The organism is Streptomyces sp. NPDC039736, from assembly GCF_055596485.1.
Map to the genome: position 1 here is coordinate 54,954 of NZ_JBVIUQ010000005.1, position 12,590 is coordinate 67,543.

A 12,590-nucleotide genomic window follows, 5' to 3' on the forward strand; every position below is an offset into this window, starting at 1 on the left:
GGCAGGGGGCCCCGGGCCTGCCCCTTTCCTGAAGCGCTCGCCGCGCGGCCAGGTGCACGGTTCCGTGCAGATCCGTCGTGGCCGGGCGCGCGGTTCCCCGCGCCCCTGAACGGGCGCCACCCCGGGTGGCGCCGTGCGGGGGCGTCGTGGCCGGTGCCCTTGTCCTACTGGACCCGTCGGCCCCGGCCCCGGCCGTGCAGGCGGAGCACACCCGGCAAGCGGCCCGTGCCGATCGATCCGCCCGCGCGGGCCAGCGCCGTCTCCGTGACCTCCGCCACCACCCCCGCCGGGTCCGCCGAGGGCGTCACCGTCAGCGAGATCCGGGCCCGTGGGGCCGTCCGGCTCCCCTTCAGGGAGACCGCCGCCCGGGACACGCCCGGCACCGCCTCGACCTCTTCGCCCAGGACGCGTTCCAGGGCCCGGCCGCGGAGGAGCACCGAGTCCGCCGGGTCACCCACCCGCACCGTGCCCAGCCGCTTGCCGCGCAGTTGCGCCAGCAGCCACCACAGCGCCAGCAGCGCCGCCACCGCCAGTGCCGCGATCACCACCGGCCACCACCAGCCCTCGTCCCGCCACCGCGTCCGGTCCGCCGCGCTCAGCAGCACGTCGTCCCGGCCCGAGAAGGGCCACCAGGAGGGAACGGGCACCCCCAGCCCGGCCGCCAGCGCCGAACCGCCGAGGACGACCAGTGCCAGGCCCAGCAGTCCCAGCAGCACCCTGTTCACCGGATTGCGCATCAGTCCCTCACCCCCGCTCCGCCCGCACCGCGACCGACGGTTCGCGGACGAGGCCGAGGTCACGCACGCCCGTACGCATCGCCTCGCCCACGTCCGCACGTACGTCGTCCAGTTCCCGGAAGTGCGAGACCACCCGCACCTTCACCCGGGCCCGGCGCACCCGCACCCGGGCCGCCCGCACCCCCGGCACCGCCATGGCCCGTTCGCGCAGGACCAGCGCGGCCGCGCCCCGGTGGAGCCCGGCCCGTACCGCGCCCGCCTCGCCGGCGCGCATGGGCAGCAGGGCGCGCAGACCCGGCGTCACGGCCAGGACCACCAGCCACAGGCCCAGCGCCACCGCCAGACCCGCGCCGACCTGCATCCACACCTGTTCCAGCGGGCGCTGCGCGAGGGCCTGGGCCAGTTCGCGGCGCCAGCCCATGCCGGGGTGTCCGAGACGTACCGCGACGACGTCGTAGAGGAGGAGGCCCGAGCCTGCCAGGAGGACCGCAGCGGTCAGCGCCGCCGGAACGCGCCGCGCGGACCAGAAACGGGCGCGAGTCCCGGGGCCGTCCCGGACGGCCGGTTCGCGTTCGGCCTCCAGCGTGGGCACGTATTCGCTCACCGCATCCTCCCGCTCTCCGGGGCCGCCCGATGCAACCGCTCGACCAGCACTGTCACCTCGGGAACCGTCAGGCCCGCCAACTCGCCTACCCTGCTTGCCACTTGCTGACGCACCGCGGCGCACTGGGCCCCGATGTCACTGGGGTAGGCCAGCTCCACGCCGACGTGCAGCCGGGCCGACGCGTCCCGTACGTCGACGGTGACGTGCGGTGGTGCGCCCCCCGGCGGCGGTTCCGGCAGCGCCTCCCGTGCGGCCTGGACGGCGATCTTCGCGACGACCCGGTCGGCGATCCGGATGGCACCGCGCTCGGCGGCCGGGACCGCCCCGACCGCCGAGCCCGCCGCCGCCCCCGTCCCCGTTCCCGTCACCGCGGGCGGGGCCTGGTCCGCGGCCGGTCGTCGTCGCGACCCCGGTCGCGCGGGCGCAGGAAGTCGCCCGGGTCCAGGTCGCCGTCGAGGTAACGGCCCGCCACGAGGCCGATCAGCCCCAGCACCGCGACCACCACGAACGCGCCGAACCCGCCGAAGTACCCGGCGAAGCCGAGTGCGATGCCGGCCGCCAGGCCGACCAGGGACCAACTCATCGAACCGTCCTCACTGTGTCGCGTACGCTCGCCGCCCGCCCCGCGTCGACGGGGTCCTTCACTGGAGCCGCTGTTCCGGCTCGTCCTCTTCCTCGTCGTCGTCGGGGAGCTTCACGTCGCCGACCGCGATGTTGACCTCCACGACTTCGAGGCCCGTCATCCGCTCGACCGCCGAGATCACGTTCTCGCGGACCGCCCTGGCCACGTCCGTGATGGACTCGCCGTACTCGACCACGATGTCCAGGTCGAGTGCCGTCTGCACCTCACCGACCTCGGCCTTCACGCCCCTGCTGACCGACTTGGCGTTGCCGCCCGGCACCCGGTCGCGGACCGCGCCGAGGGTGCGGGAGAAGCCGCCGCCCATCGCGTGCACACCGACCACGTCGCGCGCGGCCATTCCGGCGATCTTCTCGACCACGCCGTCGGCGATCGTGGTGCGGCCACGCCCGGCCGGGTCGCCGCCGCCGCGCTGCGGCGTGCCGGCTCCGCTCGACCGGGCGGCCGTGCCGCCGGAGGTGGATTCCTTCACGAGGCCGCCCGGCCTGATGGTGCGGTCTTCGGTGTCAGCCATCGCCATTCGTCCCTTTCCGGGGGTTACGCGGTACTGGACTCCTTTGCCACATTAAGTCCGCCTGCCCGATGCCGCGCCCGCGATGGGGCACGCTGAGCCCATGGCAGACCGAACAGCAGAAACAACAGCGAAGTCCCCACGGGGAGCGTTCGAAGGCAGGTGGCCGCAGGCCGTGCGCGGGCGGCTCGGTCTGGGGCGGCTGCTCCCGCTCGGCTCCCCCGAGGACGGCTCCTGGCTGGCCGAACGCGCGGCCGACGCCGTCCTGCGCCAGGCCGCCGCCCGGGTGCCGGGGGTGGTGCTCGGCCCGCTCCGGGTGGGGCTCGCCGACCCGGACGTCCCGCCGCCCGCACCGGCCGTGCCGCCGCCCCCGGGGGCGCTGCCGCCCGGAGGGCTGCGGGTGGACGCCGAGTTCGAGGCCTCGGCCGCTGAGCCGATCCCGCACGCCGCCCAACGGCTGCGCGCCGCCCTGGCCGAGGCGGCCCGGCAGCGGCTGGGGCTCGCGGTGACGGAGGTGGACCTGCGCGTCACGGGGCTGCTCACCGAGGCCGGCCGGGGCACCTCGCCGGACACGCCCGGCGGCGTACCGGAGCACGCGTCCGACGGCCCGACGAACGACGCGACGGAGGGCGGTTCGCGGGACGCCGCAGAAAAGGAGAGCCCGGCTGCTCCGCCCGGGGGACAGGACTCTCCCGAGGCGGCGGCCGCGCGGGCCGCCGCCGCCGTGCCGGGGGTGGCCCGGCTGACCGGAGTGCTCGGTGCGCCGGTGCGGTACGACGGCGCGGCGCTCCCCGCGGGCCACGTCCGGGTGGAGGTGGCGGTGGGCGGGGAGCGCCGCGCGGTGGACGTGGCCCGGGAGGTCCGTGCGGCCGTCGCGGACGCGCTGCCGGGGCCGCCGTCGGTGACCGTGCTGGTCACCGAGGTCCGGCAGGTCCCCGCGTCGGACCCGGGGCCGGGTCCGACGCCGTAGCCGGGGCCGGGCTCGGGCCGGAGCGGGGTTCCGAGCCGGAGCCCGGGCCGGGCGGCGGGGCGGCGCGCTAGTCCGAGAGCCCCGCGAGGTCGCGCAGGCGGCGGGCCTGGGCGGCGCGCTCGGCGGCGCGCTGGTCCTCGTACGTCCGGTCGCAGGCGCCCTGGAGGAGGGCCTTGGTCTCCACCGTGGCGTCGCGGGGCGCGGCGAGGAGGGCCGCGGTCAGGTCCTGTACCGCGGCGTCGAGTTCGTCGTTCGGCACGACGAGATGGGCGAGGCCCGTGCGCTCGGCCTCCGCGGCGCGCACGAAGCGGCCCGTGACGCAGATTTCGAGCGCGCGGGCGTAGCCGACGAGACCCACCAGCGGGTGGGTCCCGGCGAGGTCGGGCACCAGGCCGAGGCTGGTCTCGCGCATGGCGAACTGCACGTCCTCGGCGACGACCCGCAGGTCACAGGCGAGGGCGAGCTGGAAACCGGCACCGATCGCATGGCCCTGGACCGCGGCGATGCTGATGATGTCGGGGCGGCGCCACCAGGTGAAGGCCTCCTGGTAACGTGCGATCTCCGCATCGAGGTCCGCGTCGGAACCACGTGCGAGATCGAGGAAGGACGGCTCACCGTCGAAGCCCTCGGGAGTGAACGCCTGCCGGTCGAGACCGGCGGAGAAGGATGTGCCCTCTCCGCGCAGTACGACCACCCGGACGGTCCCGGGCAACGCCCTCCCGGCCTCCGTCAACGCCCGCCACAGAGCGGGGGATTGGGCGTTGCGCTTGGCCGGGTTGGCCAGGGTCACCGTGGCTACGGCGTCCTCGACGGTGAGTTGCACGCCGTCTTTGTCGAGTACGGGGTCGAGCGAAGCCATGGGGTGCCTCCGGATCGGTACGGTGCCGTCACCTGTCAAGTGACTGCACAGTAACCACCCGGGGAACCCGGCCGGCCACCGGCCCCGTGTGAGGGACAACGATGGTCAGGCCGTGGCCTTCTTGCCGCGTGTCGCTCCGCCGCGTCCCCGCAGCGTCACTCCGGACTCACTCAGCATCCGGTGGACGAATCCGTAGGAGCGGCCGGTCTCTTCGGCCAACGCCCGGATGCTCGCACCGGAGTCGTACTTCTTCTTCAGGTCTGCCGCGAGCTTGTCGCGCGCGGCGCCGGTCACCCGGCTGCCCTTCTTCAGAGTCTCGGCCACCCGTGCCTCCTCAAGGAAGTGCGCTCTGGACTTCTCATGATCACCCCTTCCCGCCGTCCTGGCCACCCATTCGGCAAGGTCCGTACAACAAGGTTCGCCGTGGAGGAAGTGACGGCCGGGGGCGGAATACGGAATTCCGCGTGTCGTTCGCCATACCGGAATCCGGGCGCTCCCGGGAATGTCCAGGTCAGCGCCGCGAAACGATCAGTGGCACGTCGAAGGCCCGTCCCACGGGGGGACGGGCCTTCGGATGCCGGGGGCGCGCCGGGGTACGAGAGGCCCTCACTCAGATGAAGGATCACGCGTAGGCCGAATGATCCAGCCGGAGTGGATCAGAGCAGGCCCGCTGCCAGCGCCTTTGCCGGTGGGATATGCCGCTGCCACGTCCGGTGTCCCGCCCCGGGCCGGGCGCCGGGCGGACGGGTCAGGCCAGGGCGACGAGGTCCGCGTAGTCGGGGCCCCACAGGTCCTCGACGCCGTCGGGGAGCAGGATGATCCGTTCCGGCTCCAGCGCGTGGACGGCGCCCTCGTCGTGGGTGACGAGGATGACCGCGCCCTTGTACGTGCGCAGCGCGCCGAGGATCTCCTCGCGGCTGGCCGGGTCGAGGTTGTTGGTGGGCTCGTCGAGGAGCAGGACGTTGGCGGAGGAGACCACCAGGGTGGCGAGGGCCAGACGGGTCTTCTCGCCGCCGGACAGCACGCCGGCGGGCTTGTCGACGTCGTCGCCGGAGAAGAGGAAGGAGCCGAGGGTCTTGCGGACCTCGACCAGGTCCAGGTCCGGGGCGGAGGAGCGCATGTTCTCCAGGACCGTGCGGTCCGGGTCGAGCGTCTCGTGCTCCTGGGCGTAGTAGCCCATCTTCAGGCCGTGGCCCTCGATGACCTGTCCGGTGTCGGGCTTCTCGGCGCCCGCGAGCAGGCGCAGCAGGGTGGTCTTGCCCGCGCCGTTGAGACCGAGGATGACGACGCGGGAGCCCTTGTCGACGGCGAGGTCGACGTCGGTGAAGATCTCGAGGGAGCCGTACGACTTGGACAGGCCCTCCGCCATCAGCGGGGTCTTGCCGCAGGGCGCGGGCTCCGGGAAGCGCAGCTTGGCGACCTTGTCGGAGACCCGGACGGCCTCCAGGCCGGAGAGCAGGCGCTCGGCGCGCTTGGCCATGTTCTGCGCGGCAACGGTCTTGGTGGCCTTGGCGCGCATCTTGTCGGCCTGCGAGTTGAGGGCCGCGGCCTTCTTCTCGGCGTTCTGCCGCTCGCGCTTGCGGCGCTTCTCGTCGGCCTCGCGCTGCTGCTGGTAGAGCTTCCAGCCCATGTTGTAGACGTCGATCTGGGCGCGGTTGGCGTCCAGGTAGAAGACCTTGTTGACGACCGTCTCGACGAGTTCGACGTCGTGGGAGATGACGATGAAACCGCCGCGGTAGGACTTCAGGTAGTCGCGCAGCCAGACGATGGAGTCCGCGTCGAGGTGGTTGGTGGGCTCGTCGAGCAGGAGGGTGTCGGCGTCCGAGAAGAGGATGCGGGCGAGCTCCACCCGGCGGCGCTGACCACCGGAGAGGGTGTGCAGGGGCTGGCCGAGCACCCGGTCGGGCAGGCCCAGCGCGGCGGCGATGGTGGCGGCCTCGGCCTCGGCGGCGTATCCGCCCTTGGTGAGGAACTCCGTCTCCAGGCGCTCGTACTTCTTCATCGCCTTCTCGCGCGTGGCGCCCTGCCCGGTGGACATCTTCTGCTCGTTCTCGCGCATCTTGCGCAGGACGGAGTCCAGCTCGCGGGCGGAGAGGATGCGGTCCTTGGCGAGCACGTCGAGGTCGCCGGTGCGGGGGTCCTGCGGGAGGTAGCCGACCTCGCCGGACCGGGTGATGGTGCCGCCCGCCGGGGTGCCCTCGCCCGCGAGGCACTTGGTGAGGGTGGTCTTGCCCGCGCCGTTGCGGCCGACGAGGCCGATGCGGTCGCCCTTGGCGATGCGGAAGGACGCGTTCTCGATGAGGATGCGGGCGCCGGCGCGCAGCTCGATGCCGGAGGCGGTGATCACGGAAAAACTCCTGTGCGGGGTGGGACGGCGGAAGGTCTGACGGGCGGGCTCTTGCTTCGACGCCGCTAATGCGCAAGGAGAGGTGCCATACGGCCCAGTCTAACGGGCGCCCGCAAGCCCTTTTCCGGGCCCGGCGACGGCCGGTCGGCGGACCCCGGGGCCGGGCGTGCCGTGGTCCCGGGGCCGGGCGGTACGGCCGTTGCCGAGGGGGGCGCGGCCCGGGGTGACGCGGCCGAGCGCGTCGACGGGGACGAGCTGCTCGGTCCAGGGGGCGGGCTCCGCGCAGGGCTGGGCGACGAGCAGGACGGGGCCCCGGCGGGCGGTGCGGGAGGGGACGAAGTGGCAGCCGCGCCTGGCCGGGAGCACCCAGCGCAGGTCGCCGTCGACGGCGCGGTAGGCGGCGACGTGCTGCGGGGAGAGCACGGCGAGCATCTCGCCCGCCGGGTCCAGGGGCTGGAGGACCCCGGCGGGGCGGCCGTCGAAGGCGGGGATGGCGCGGTGCCAGCGCACCGCGCGCCCGTCGCCGCGCACGGTGTCGGTGACCAGGCCGTCGCTCCACAGGGCGAAGACGTGGCCGGACACCGCGCGCACGGTCAGGGGCCGGTGACCCGTTCGGGCGTACGTCCAGCGGGTGCGTCCGGTGGCCGTGTCGTACGCCTGGACCCGGGCGTCCCGGATGCGTACGGCGGGGTCGGCGGCGGCCGGGAGGCCCGCGGGGGCGACGAGCCGGTCGCCGTAGGGGGCGGGGCGGGCCCGGTGGGCGGCGGTGAGCAGGGGCACGGCCAGGAGGGCGGCGAGGACGGGGAGCAGCAGCCGCCGGGCGGGGCGGGCGCCGAGGGCGGCGGCCAGGCGGGCGAGACGGCGGCGGGCGGGGAGGCGGAGAGCGCGGAGGCGGGCGGCCGGGAGACCGGGGGTGCCGCGGCGGAAGGGGCGCAGACCGGCGGGGCGGGGGCCCGCGGGGCGGACGCGGAAGGGGCGCGGAGGCGGGGTGCGGCGGCGGGAGACGGGACCGGGGCGGAGGTCGGTCATGGGTGGCGGGTTCCCCCTCGTGCGGCGGTGCCCCGGGGGTGGACCCGGCGTGGCTCCCGAACCGTAGCGGCGTGGACGCGGGCGCGCGGTCCGCTCCGACGGCGACACGACGGAGTGAGGGGGCGGCGGTCCCCCGTTCGGCGGTGGTCCCCCGGGGTACCCGAAGGGGCACACGGTGGCGAATGGGCTGATACTCGGCGCAGGGTGGCGGAGTTCCGTCACCGGGCCGGCCGGGACGAGTACCGGCCGGGCAGCGGCCGGTACAGGCAGCACGAGCAGAGGGAGGTGTGGCCCGGTGCAGTTCGACGACGACGCCAATCTGGACAGCTCGGAGGTCCGGGACGTGCGCGGCAGCCGCGTTCCCGGCGGAAAGGCCACGATCGGCGGAGGCATCGTCGGTTTCATCGCCCTGCTCGTGGGCGTGCTGTTCGGAGTGGGCCCGGACCAGCTCGGCCTGTCCTCCGACGAGCAGGAGCCCACGGTCTCCGCGTCCGGGCAGGCGCAGGTGCAGGAGGGGTGCAGGACGGGGCGGGACGCGAACACCCGGGAGGACTGCCGGATCCTGGGCGTGGTCAACAGCGTGCAGGACTACTGGCGGGCGGAGTTCACGCGCCGCGGCGTCCGCTACGGCGACGCGAAGACGGTCTTCTTCTCGCACCGGGTGCCCACGGCGTGCGGCACGGCCTCGTCGGCGGTCGGCCCCTTCTACTGCCCGGGCGACCGGCAGGTCTACCTGGACCTGGGCTTCTTCGACGAGCTGCGGACGAAGTTCGGCTCCACCGGCGGGCCGTTCGCGCAGGCCTACGTGGTGGCGCACGAGTACGGGCACCACGTCCAGAACGCGATGGGCACCCTGGCCCGCGCCCAGGACGGCCGCCAGGGCGCGGACAGCAACGCGGTGCGCGTCGAGCTCCAGGCGGACTGCTACGCCGGGGTGTGGGCGCACCACGCGACCCGGACGCCGGACGAGAAGTCCGGGAAGCCGCTGATCACGCAGCTGACGGAGCAGGACATCCGGGACGGCCTGGACGCGGCGGCCGCAGTCGGCGACGACCGCATCCAGGAGAAGTTCCAGGGGCGGGTGACGCCGGAGAGCTGGACGCACGGGTCGGCGGCGCAGCGCCAGCAGTGGTTCTACAACGGCTTCCGGACGGGCGACACGGCGCGGTGCGACACCTTCCGTTAGACCGGCGGAGCGCCTAGACCCCGCCGGTGTGCACCTGGAACGCCGCCCGCCGCACGGCCTTCGCGAGGGCCGGGTCGGGGTGGGCGGCGGCGAGCGCGACCAGGACCTGCACAGTGCGCGGATGTCCGACGGCGCGGACCTCGTCGAGCAGGGCGGGGACGGTGCCCTGGACCGCCGATTCGAGGTGGCGCACCAGCAGTTCGCTCTCGCCGTGGTCGGCGACGGCCGCGGCGGTGTCCACCCAGAGCCAGGTGGACTCCTCGCGGGTGAGCCGGTCGTGGGCCTCCTCGGGGTCGTCGCCCTCGTGCTCGGCCAGCCACAGCAGGGCGTACGGGCGCAGGGCGACCTCCTCGGCGGCGGCGCGGACCTCGGCCTCGGCGGGGGCGCCGACGACTCTGAGCGCCTCGAAGGCGAGGCCGCGCAGGAGGGCGTCCTCGCCGCGGGCGACTTCGAGGAGTTCCAGGACGGCGGTGCCGACCGTGCGGGCGGCGAGCCAGGCGCGGTACTCGGCGCGGGCCGGGCCGGGGGTGAGGCGGGCGCAGCCGCTGAGCATGGCGTCGGCGGACTGCTCGATGTTCCCGGCGGGGCTCTGCGCGGCGACGCAGATCTGCTCCAGCTTGACCCAGACCGCCCAGCTCCCGAGCGGCGTCAGGGTGGCCTGGCCCTCGCCGAGGGTCAGCGCGCCGACGGAGGCGAGCCCTTCCAGGGCCCAGCCGAGGAGCAGGGAGAGAGGGACGGGCACGGAGTGCGCCGTGGTCTGGGCGGGGATGCCGTGCAGGTGCGGGGGGACCTCGCAGCGTTCCTCGTGCAGTTCGGCGACGCGCTGCTCCAGCAGGTCGAGCAGGGCCGGGACCGGGACGGGTCCGGCGGAGAGCTGGAGGAGGGAGAGCACCTGGGGGACGGACTCGACGACTTCCGCGACGGTGGCGGGCGCGATGTCCTTCGGCGCGGGGTGGACGATCGACCAGGCGTCGAAGAGGGCGACCCAGCCGCGCAGCACGGCGGCGTCGTCGCGGTCCCAGGCGCGCAGCCGCCAGCCGGGGCGGGCGTTGGTGCCGTGGATCTCGACGAGGCCCGCGAGGCGCGCCCGGTCCCAGCCGGCCCGCACCTGAGCCTCGGTCAGGCGCAGCGCCTCGGCGGCGCGTTCGGCGGAGGCGCCGGAGAGCCCTCCGGCCTGGCCGGGCCGGGGGGCGGCGCCGCGGGCGCGCTCGGTGTCGACCCAGCGCGCCACCCGGGTGGCGTCGGCGAGCACTTCCCGTGCGTGGCGGGCCAGTTCCGCCTGGGCGGGGGTTCCCTCGGGAGGGCGGGGGGCCGGGCGGGTACGCCGGTTCGTCACGGCCCGTCGGGCTGTGGCGAGGGGTCGCGGGCGGACAAGTCGGAGCCTGGAGTCGCGCGGTGTACGGGACGTCACGTGGAGCAGTGTCTCCGCTGACTGCCCGAAAGCCCAAACGGAATCCCGCGCACCGCCCACACGGCGCCGTGGGATCTGCTACGTGGGCGGGGCGGGACCGGTCAGAGGAGCGGGGTGAGGAAGCGGCGCAGGACCTCTTCGTAGGCGGCCGGGTCGGCGTTCCACATGGCGGCGTGGGAGGCGTCCCGCACGGTGTGCAGGGTGACCAGGTCGGGGCGGGCGTCGGCCAGGGCGCGGGAGGGGCCCCAGGGGGCGACGGCGTCGCCGGGGCCGTGCACGATCAGCGCCGGGACGCGCAGGCCGTCCGGGGCGGCGGCCGCACGGAGCCGGTCGCCGTGCGGTCCCGTGCTGCCCTGGGCGGCGCGGACGGCAAGCGGAAGGAGGGCGGCCGGGATGCCGCGGGCGGCGGCCAGGGCGCGCACGGTCGCCTCCCAGTCCAGCACCGGGGAGTCCAGGACCAGACCGGCGACGTGGTGGCGCAGGGCGGAGGAGGTGGCGGCGTGCAGGGCCATGGCGCCGCCGGTGGACCAGCCGTACAGGATGATCCGCTCCGCGCCCTCGCGGACGGCGTGCCGGATCGCGGCGTCCAGGTCGCGCCACTCGGAGTCGCCGAGGTGCCCGAGGCCGTCCGGGGAGCGGGGCGCGCCGGGGTCGCCCCGGTAGGCGAGGTCGAGCACCGGGAGCTGGAAGCGGTGCAGGAGGTCCAGGACGTTCAGCGGGTGCTCGCGGGTGGCGCCCAGGCCGTGCACGGCGATCACCCAGGTGCTCGACCGGTTGCCGGGGACGAACCAGGCGGGCAGGGAGCCGAGCTCGCCCATGACGTCGACGTGCGCGAAGTCGAGGCCGAGGGCGGTGCCGGGGTCGCCGCTGTGCACGTTCGGGGTGAGGTGGAGGCGGGCGCCGGGCTCCAGGAAGCCCCGGGTGACCCGCTCCAGGCGGCGCACCACGGTGTCGGGCGCGTGCGGGGCGGCCTCCAGGACGGGGCCGACGACCGCGTGGACGCCGTCGCCCACCAGGCCGAACACCCCCGGCCTGAGGGTGGCGAGGTCCCGGGTCAGGGTGATCTGCGCGGGGCCCGTGGCGTGCACGGTCACGCGGGGGTCGCCGGGCAGGGGGCGGCCGGGCGTCGCCTTGAGCGCGGCGTCGCCCGCGTACCGGGCGGCGGCGACGGTGGCCGCGCCGATGCCCATGAGTGTGGTGACGGCTGCTGCCGTTGCTTTGGCCGGGTGCACGGTCCCAGTGTCCGTACGCCCGGCTTCCACGGCCAGTGGGCGGGGCCCCCGGGGTGGCCCGGCCGCCCCGCGCCGACGGTCGCGCCGCGCGGGTGCGGGCGGGGGTCAGCCCGGTTGGCCGTAGTTCCGCAGCCGGTCGGCGACCGTGTCCACCTGCGCCTCGGTGAGCAGAGAGGGGGTCAGGCCCGGGACTCCGGAGGCGGCGAGCCAGACCTGGCACATCCACTCCAGTTGGGCCGTGCGGTCGTAGGCCTGGGCGAGCGTGGCTCCGTACGTGAGGGTCCCGTGGTTCTGGAGCAGGCACCCCGTGCGGTCGCGCAGGGCGCGGCGGACGTTGTCGGCCAGCTCCCTCGTCCCGTACGTCGCGTAGGCCGCCGTGCGGACCTGGCCGCCCAGGGCCGCCGCCATGTAGTGCACCAGGGGCAGCCGGTCCACGAGCGTCGAGACCGCGGTGGCGTGCACCGCGTGGGTGTGCACGACGGCCCGGGCGTCGGTGTCCTCGTACACCGCGAGGTGCATGGGCAGCTCGCTGGTGGGGACGAGGTGCCCGAGCACCTGGCGGCCCGTACGGTCGACGCCGGTCACGTCGTCGGGGGCGAGCCGTTCGTAGGGCACGCCGCTCGGGGTGACCAGGATCAGGTCCTCGCCGGCCCGCACCGAGACGTTCCCCGAGGTCCCCACGACCAGCCCGTCGGTCACCGACCGGCGGGCCGTGTCCACCAGGTCCCGCCATGCCGCCGCCACCGCGTCCGTCACCCGTGTCGTCATGGCGGGCATCCTGCCAGCCGGGCGGCGCGCCGCGGCCGGGCGGCCCGGACTCCGCGGGCCCGTCCCGTCCGGCGACGGGCGCGGTGCGCGGTCCGCCCGTCGGGTGACCAGGATCTCTTCGAGGGGTCGCGCGGCGGGCCGAGGGCCCTGCCGCGCGGTTGACGCCCCGGCCGGGTCCGGTCGCCCCTAGGGCCGCACCGCCGTCGGGGTGAAAAGCGGAACGGCGGCACGGCGTTTCGAGTCACCGTGCCGCCCCGCCCAGTTCATCTTCCGTTCACTCAGGTTGCTTACGGTCC

At 75.2% G+C, this 12,590-nt stretch carries 14 protein-coding genes; 2 read left to right on the forward strand and 12 right to left on the reverse strand.

The genetic code is table 11. The features are described from left to right. Positions 1–164: 164 nt before the first annotated feature. Genes amaP through ACZ56L_RS16935 form a run of 5 tightly spaced genes read right to left on the reverse strand, consistent with a single transcriptional unit; the run spans position 165 to position 2,495 of the window. On the reverse strand, positions 165–737 hold the full coding sequence (gene amaP, locus ACZ56L_RS16915) for an alkaline shock response membrane anchor protein AmaP (protein ID WP_471064748.1): 573 nt from the start codon (positions 735–737) through the stop codon (positions 165–167). Between the two features lie 7 nt (positions 738–744). Continuing rightward, a complete protein-coding gene (locus ACZ56L_RS16920) occupies positions 745–1,341 on the reverse strand; it encodes a DUF6286 domain-containing protein (protein ID WP_468684245.1) in 597 nt (198 codons plus the stop codon). After that, positions 1,338–1,709, reverse strand: a complete 372-nt coding sequence (locus ACZ56L_RS16925) for an Asp23/Gls24 family envelope stress response protein (RefSeq protein WP_471064750.1) — start codon at positions 1,707–1,709, stop codon at positions 1,338–1,340. Before ACZ56L_RS16925 ends, ACZ56L_RS16920 begins: the two co-directional genes overlap by 4 nt. Further along, entirely contained in the window at positions 1,706–1,924 is a 219-nt protein-coding gene (locus ACZ56L_RS16930) for a hypothetical protein (RefSeq protein ID WP_345224263.1), read from the reverse strand. Before ACZ56L_RS16930 ends, ACZ56L_RS16925 begins: the two co-directional genes overlap by 4 nt. A gap of 58 nt (positions 1,925–1,982) precedes the next feature. Further along, on the reverse strand, positions 1,983–2,495 hold the full coding sequence (locus ACZ56L_RS16935; RefSeq protein WP_380836900.1) for an Asp23/Gls24 family envelope stress response protein: 513 nt from the start codon (positions 2,493–2,495) through the stop codon (positions 1,983–1,985). Positions 2,496–2,595: 100 nt separating this feature from the next. Between ACZ56L_RS16935 and ACZ56L_RS16940 the strand changes: the two genes are divergently transcribed. Further along, entirely contained in the window at positions 2,596–3,462 is an 867-nt protein-coding gene (locus ACZ56L_RS16940; RefSeq protein ID WP_471064753.1) for a nucleopolyhedrovirus P10 family protein, read from the forward strand. Positions 3,463–3,529: 67 nt separating this feature from the next. Here ACZ56L_RS16940 and ACZ56L_RS16945 read toward each other — a convergent pair whose 3' ends face one another. The 4 genes from ACZ56L_RS16945 to ACZ56L_RS16960 form a co-directional block, all read right to left on the reverse strand. Continuing rightward, a complete protein-coding gene (locus ACZ56L_RS16945) occupies positions 3,530–4,321 on the reverse strand; it encodes an enoyl-CoA hydratase/isomerase family protein (RefSeq protein WP_471064755.1) in 792 nt (263 codons plus the stop codon). Between the two features lie 105 nt (positions 4,322–4,426). Beyond that, a complete protein-coding gene (locus ACZ56L_RS16950) occupies positions 4,427–4,645 on the reverse strand; it encodes a helix-turn-helix domain-containing protein (RefSeq protein WP_185035675.1) in 219 nt (72 codons plus the stop codon). Between the two features lie 424 nt (positions 4,646–5,069). Further along, a complete protein-coding gene (locus tag ACZ56L_RS16955; protein ID WP_345224250.1) occupies positions 5,070–6,668 on the reverse strand; it encodes an ABC-F family ATP-binding cassette domain-containing protein in 1,599 nt (532 codons plus the stop codon). Positions 6,669–6,767: 99 nt separating this feature from the next. Further along, positions 6,768–7,697, reverse strand: a complete 930-nt coding sequence (locus ACZ56L_RS16960; RefSeq protein ID WP_471064759.1) for a PQQ-binding-like beta-propeller repeat protein — start codon at positions 7,695–7,697, stop codon at positions 6,768–6,770. 295 nt (positions 7,698–7,992) lie between these two features. Here ACZ56L_RS16960 and ypfJ point away from each other — a divergent pair, with 295 nt between their 5' ends. Then, positions 7,993–8,883, forward strand: coding sequence for a KPN_02809 family neutral zinc metallopeptidase (gene ypfJ / locus ACZ56L_RS16965; protein WP_345224245.1), 891 nt, complete (start codon positions 7,993–7,995; stop codon positions 8,881–8,883). Between the two features lie 13 nt (positions 8,884–8,896). On the opposite strand, the gene ACZ56L_RS16970 is transcribed toward ypfJ, so the two are convergent. The 3 genes from ACZ56L_RS16970 to ACZ56L_RS16980 form a co-directional block, all read right to left on the reverse strand. Beyond that, entirely contained in the window at positions 8,897–10,294 is a 1,398-nt protein-coding gene (locus ACZ56L_RS16970) for a hypothetical protein (protein ID WP_401757841.1), read from the reverse strand. Positions 10,295–10,395: 101 nt separating this feature from the next. Continuing rightward, entirely contained in the window at positions 10,396–11,526 is a 1,131-nt protein-coding gene (locus ACZ56L_RS16975; RefSeq protein ID WP_471064761.1) for an alpha/beta hydrolase, read from the reverse strand. A gap of 105 nt (positions 11,527–11,631) precedes the next feature. Next, the gene (locus ACZ56L_RS16980; RefSeq protein WP_468684229.1) at positions 11,632–12,303 is read right to left on the reverse strand and encodes a class II aldolase/adducin family protein; all 672 of its coding nucleotides are present in this window, start codon (positions 12,301–12,303) and stop codon (positions 11,632–11,634) included. Positions 12,304–12,590: the final 287 nt, after the last annotated feature.

Excerpts from the sequence above, each read along its gene's own strand:
- amaP (WP_471064748.1), bottom strand. The coding sequence starts at position 737 with ATGCGCAATCCGGTGAACAGGGTGCTGCTGGGACTGCTGGGCCTGGCA.
- ACZ56L_RS16930 (WP_345224263.1), bottom strand. The coding sequence starts at position 1,924 with ATGAGTTGGTCCCTGGTCGGCCTGGCGGCCGGCATCGCACTCGGCTTC.
- ACZ56L_RS16935 (WP_380836900.1), bottom strand. The coding sequence starts at position 2,495 with ATGGCTGACACCGAAGACCGCACCATCAGGCCGGGCGGCCTCGTGAAG.
- ACZ56L_RS16940 (WP_471064753.1), top strand. The coding sequence starts at position 2,596 with ATGGCAGACCGAACAGCAGAAACAACAGCGAAGTCCCCACGGGGAGCG.
- ACZ56L_RS16945 (WP_471064755.1), bottom strand. The coding sequence starts at position 4,321 with ATGGCTTCGCTCGACCCCGTACTCGACAAAGACGGCGTGCAACTCACC.
- ACZ56L_RS16960 (WP_471064759.1), bottom strand. The coding sequence starts at position 7,697 with ATGACCGACCTCCGCCCCGGTCCCGTCTCCCGCCGCCGCACCCCGCCT.
- ACZ56L_RS16980 (WP_468684229.1), bottom strand. The coding sequence starts at position 12,303 with ATGCCCGCCATGACGACACGGGTGACGGACGCGGTGGCGGCGGCATGG.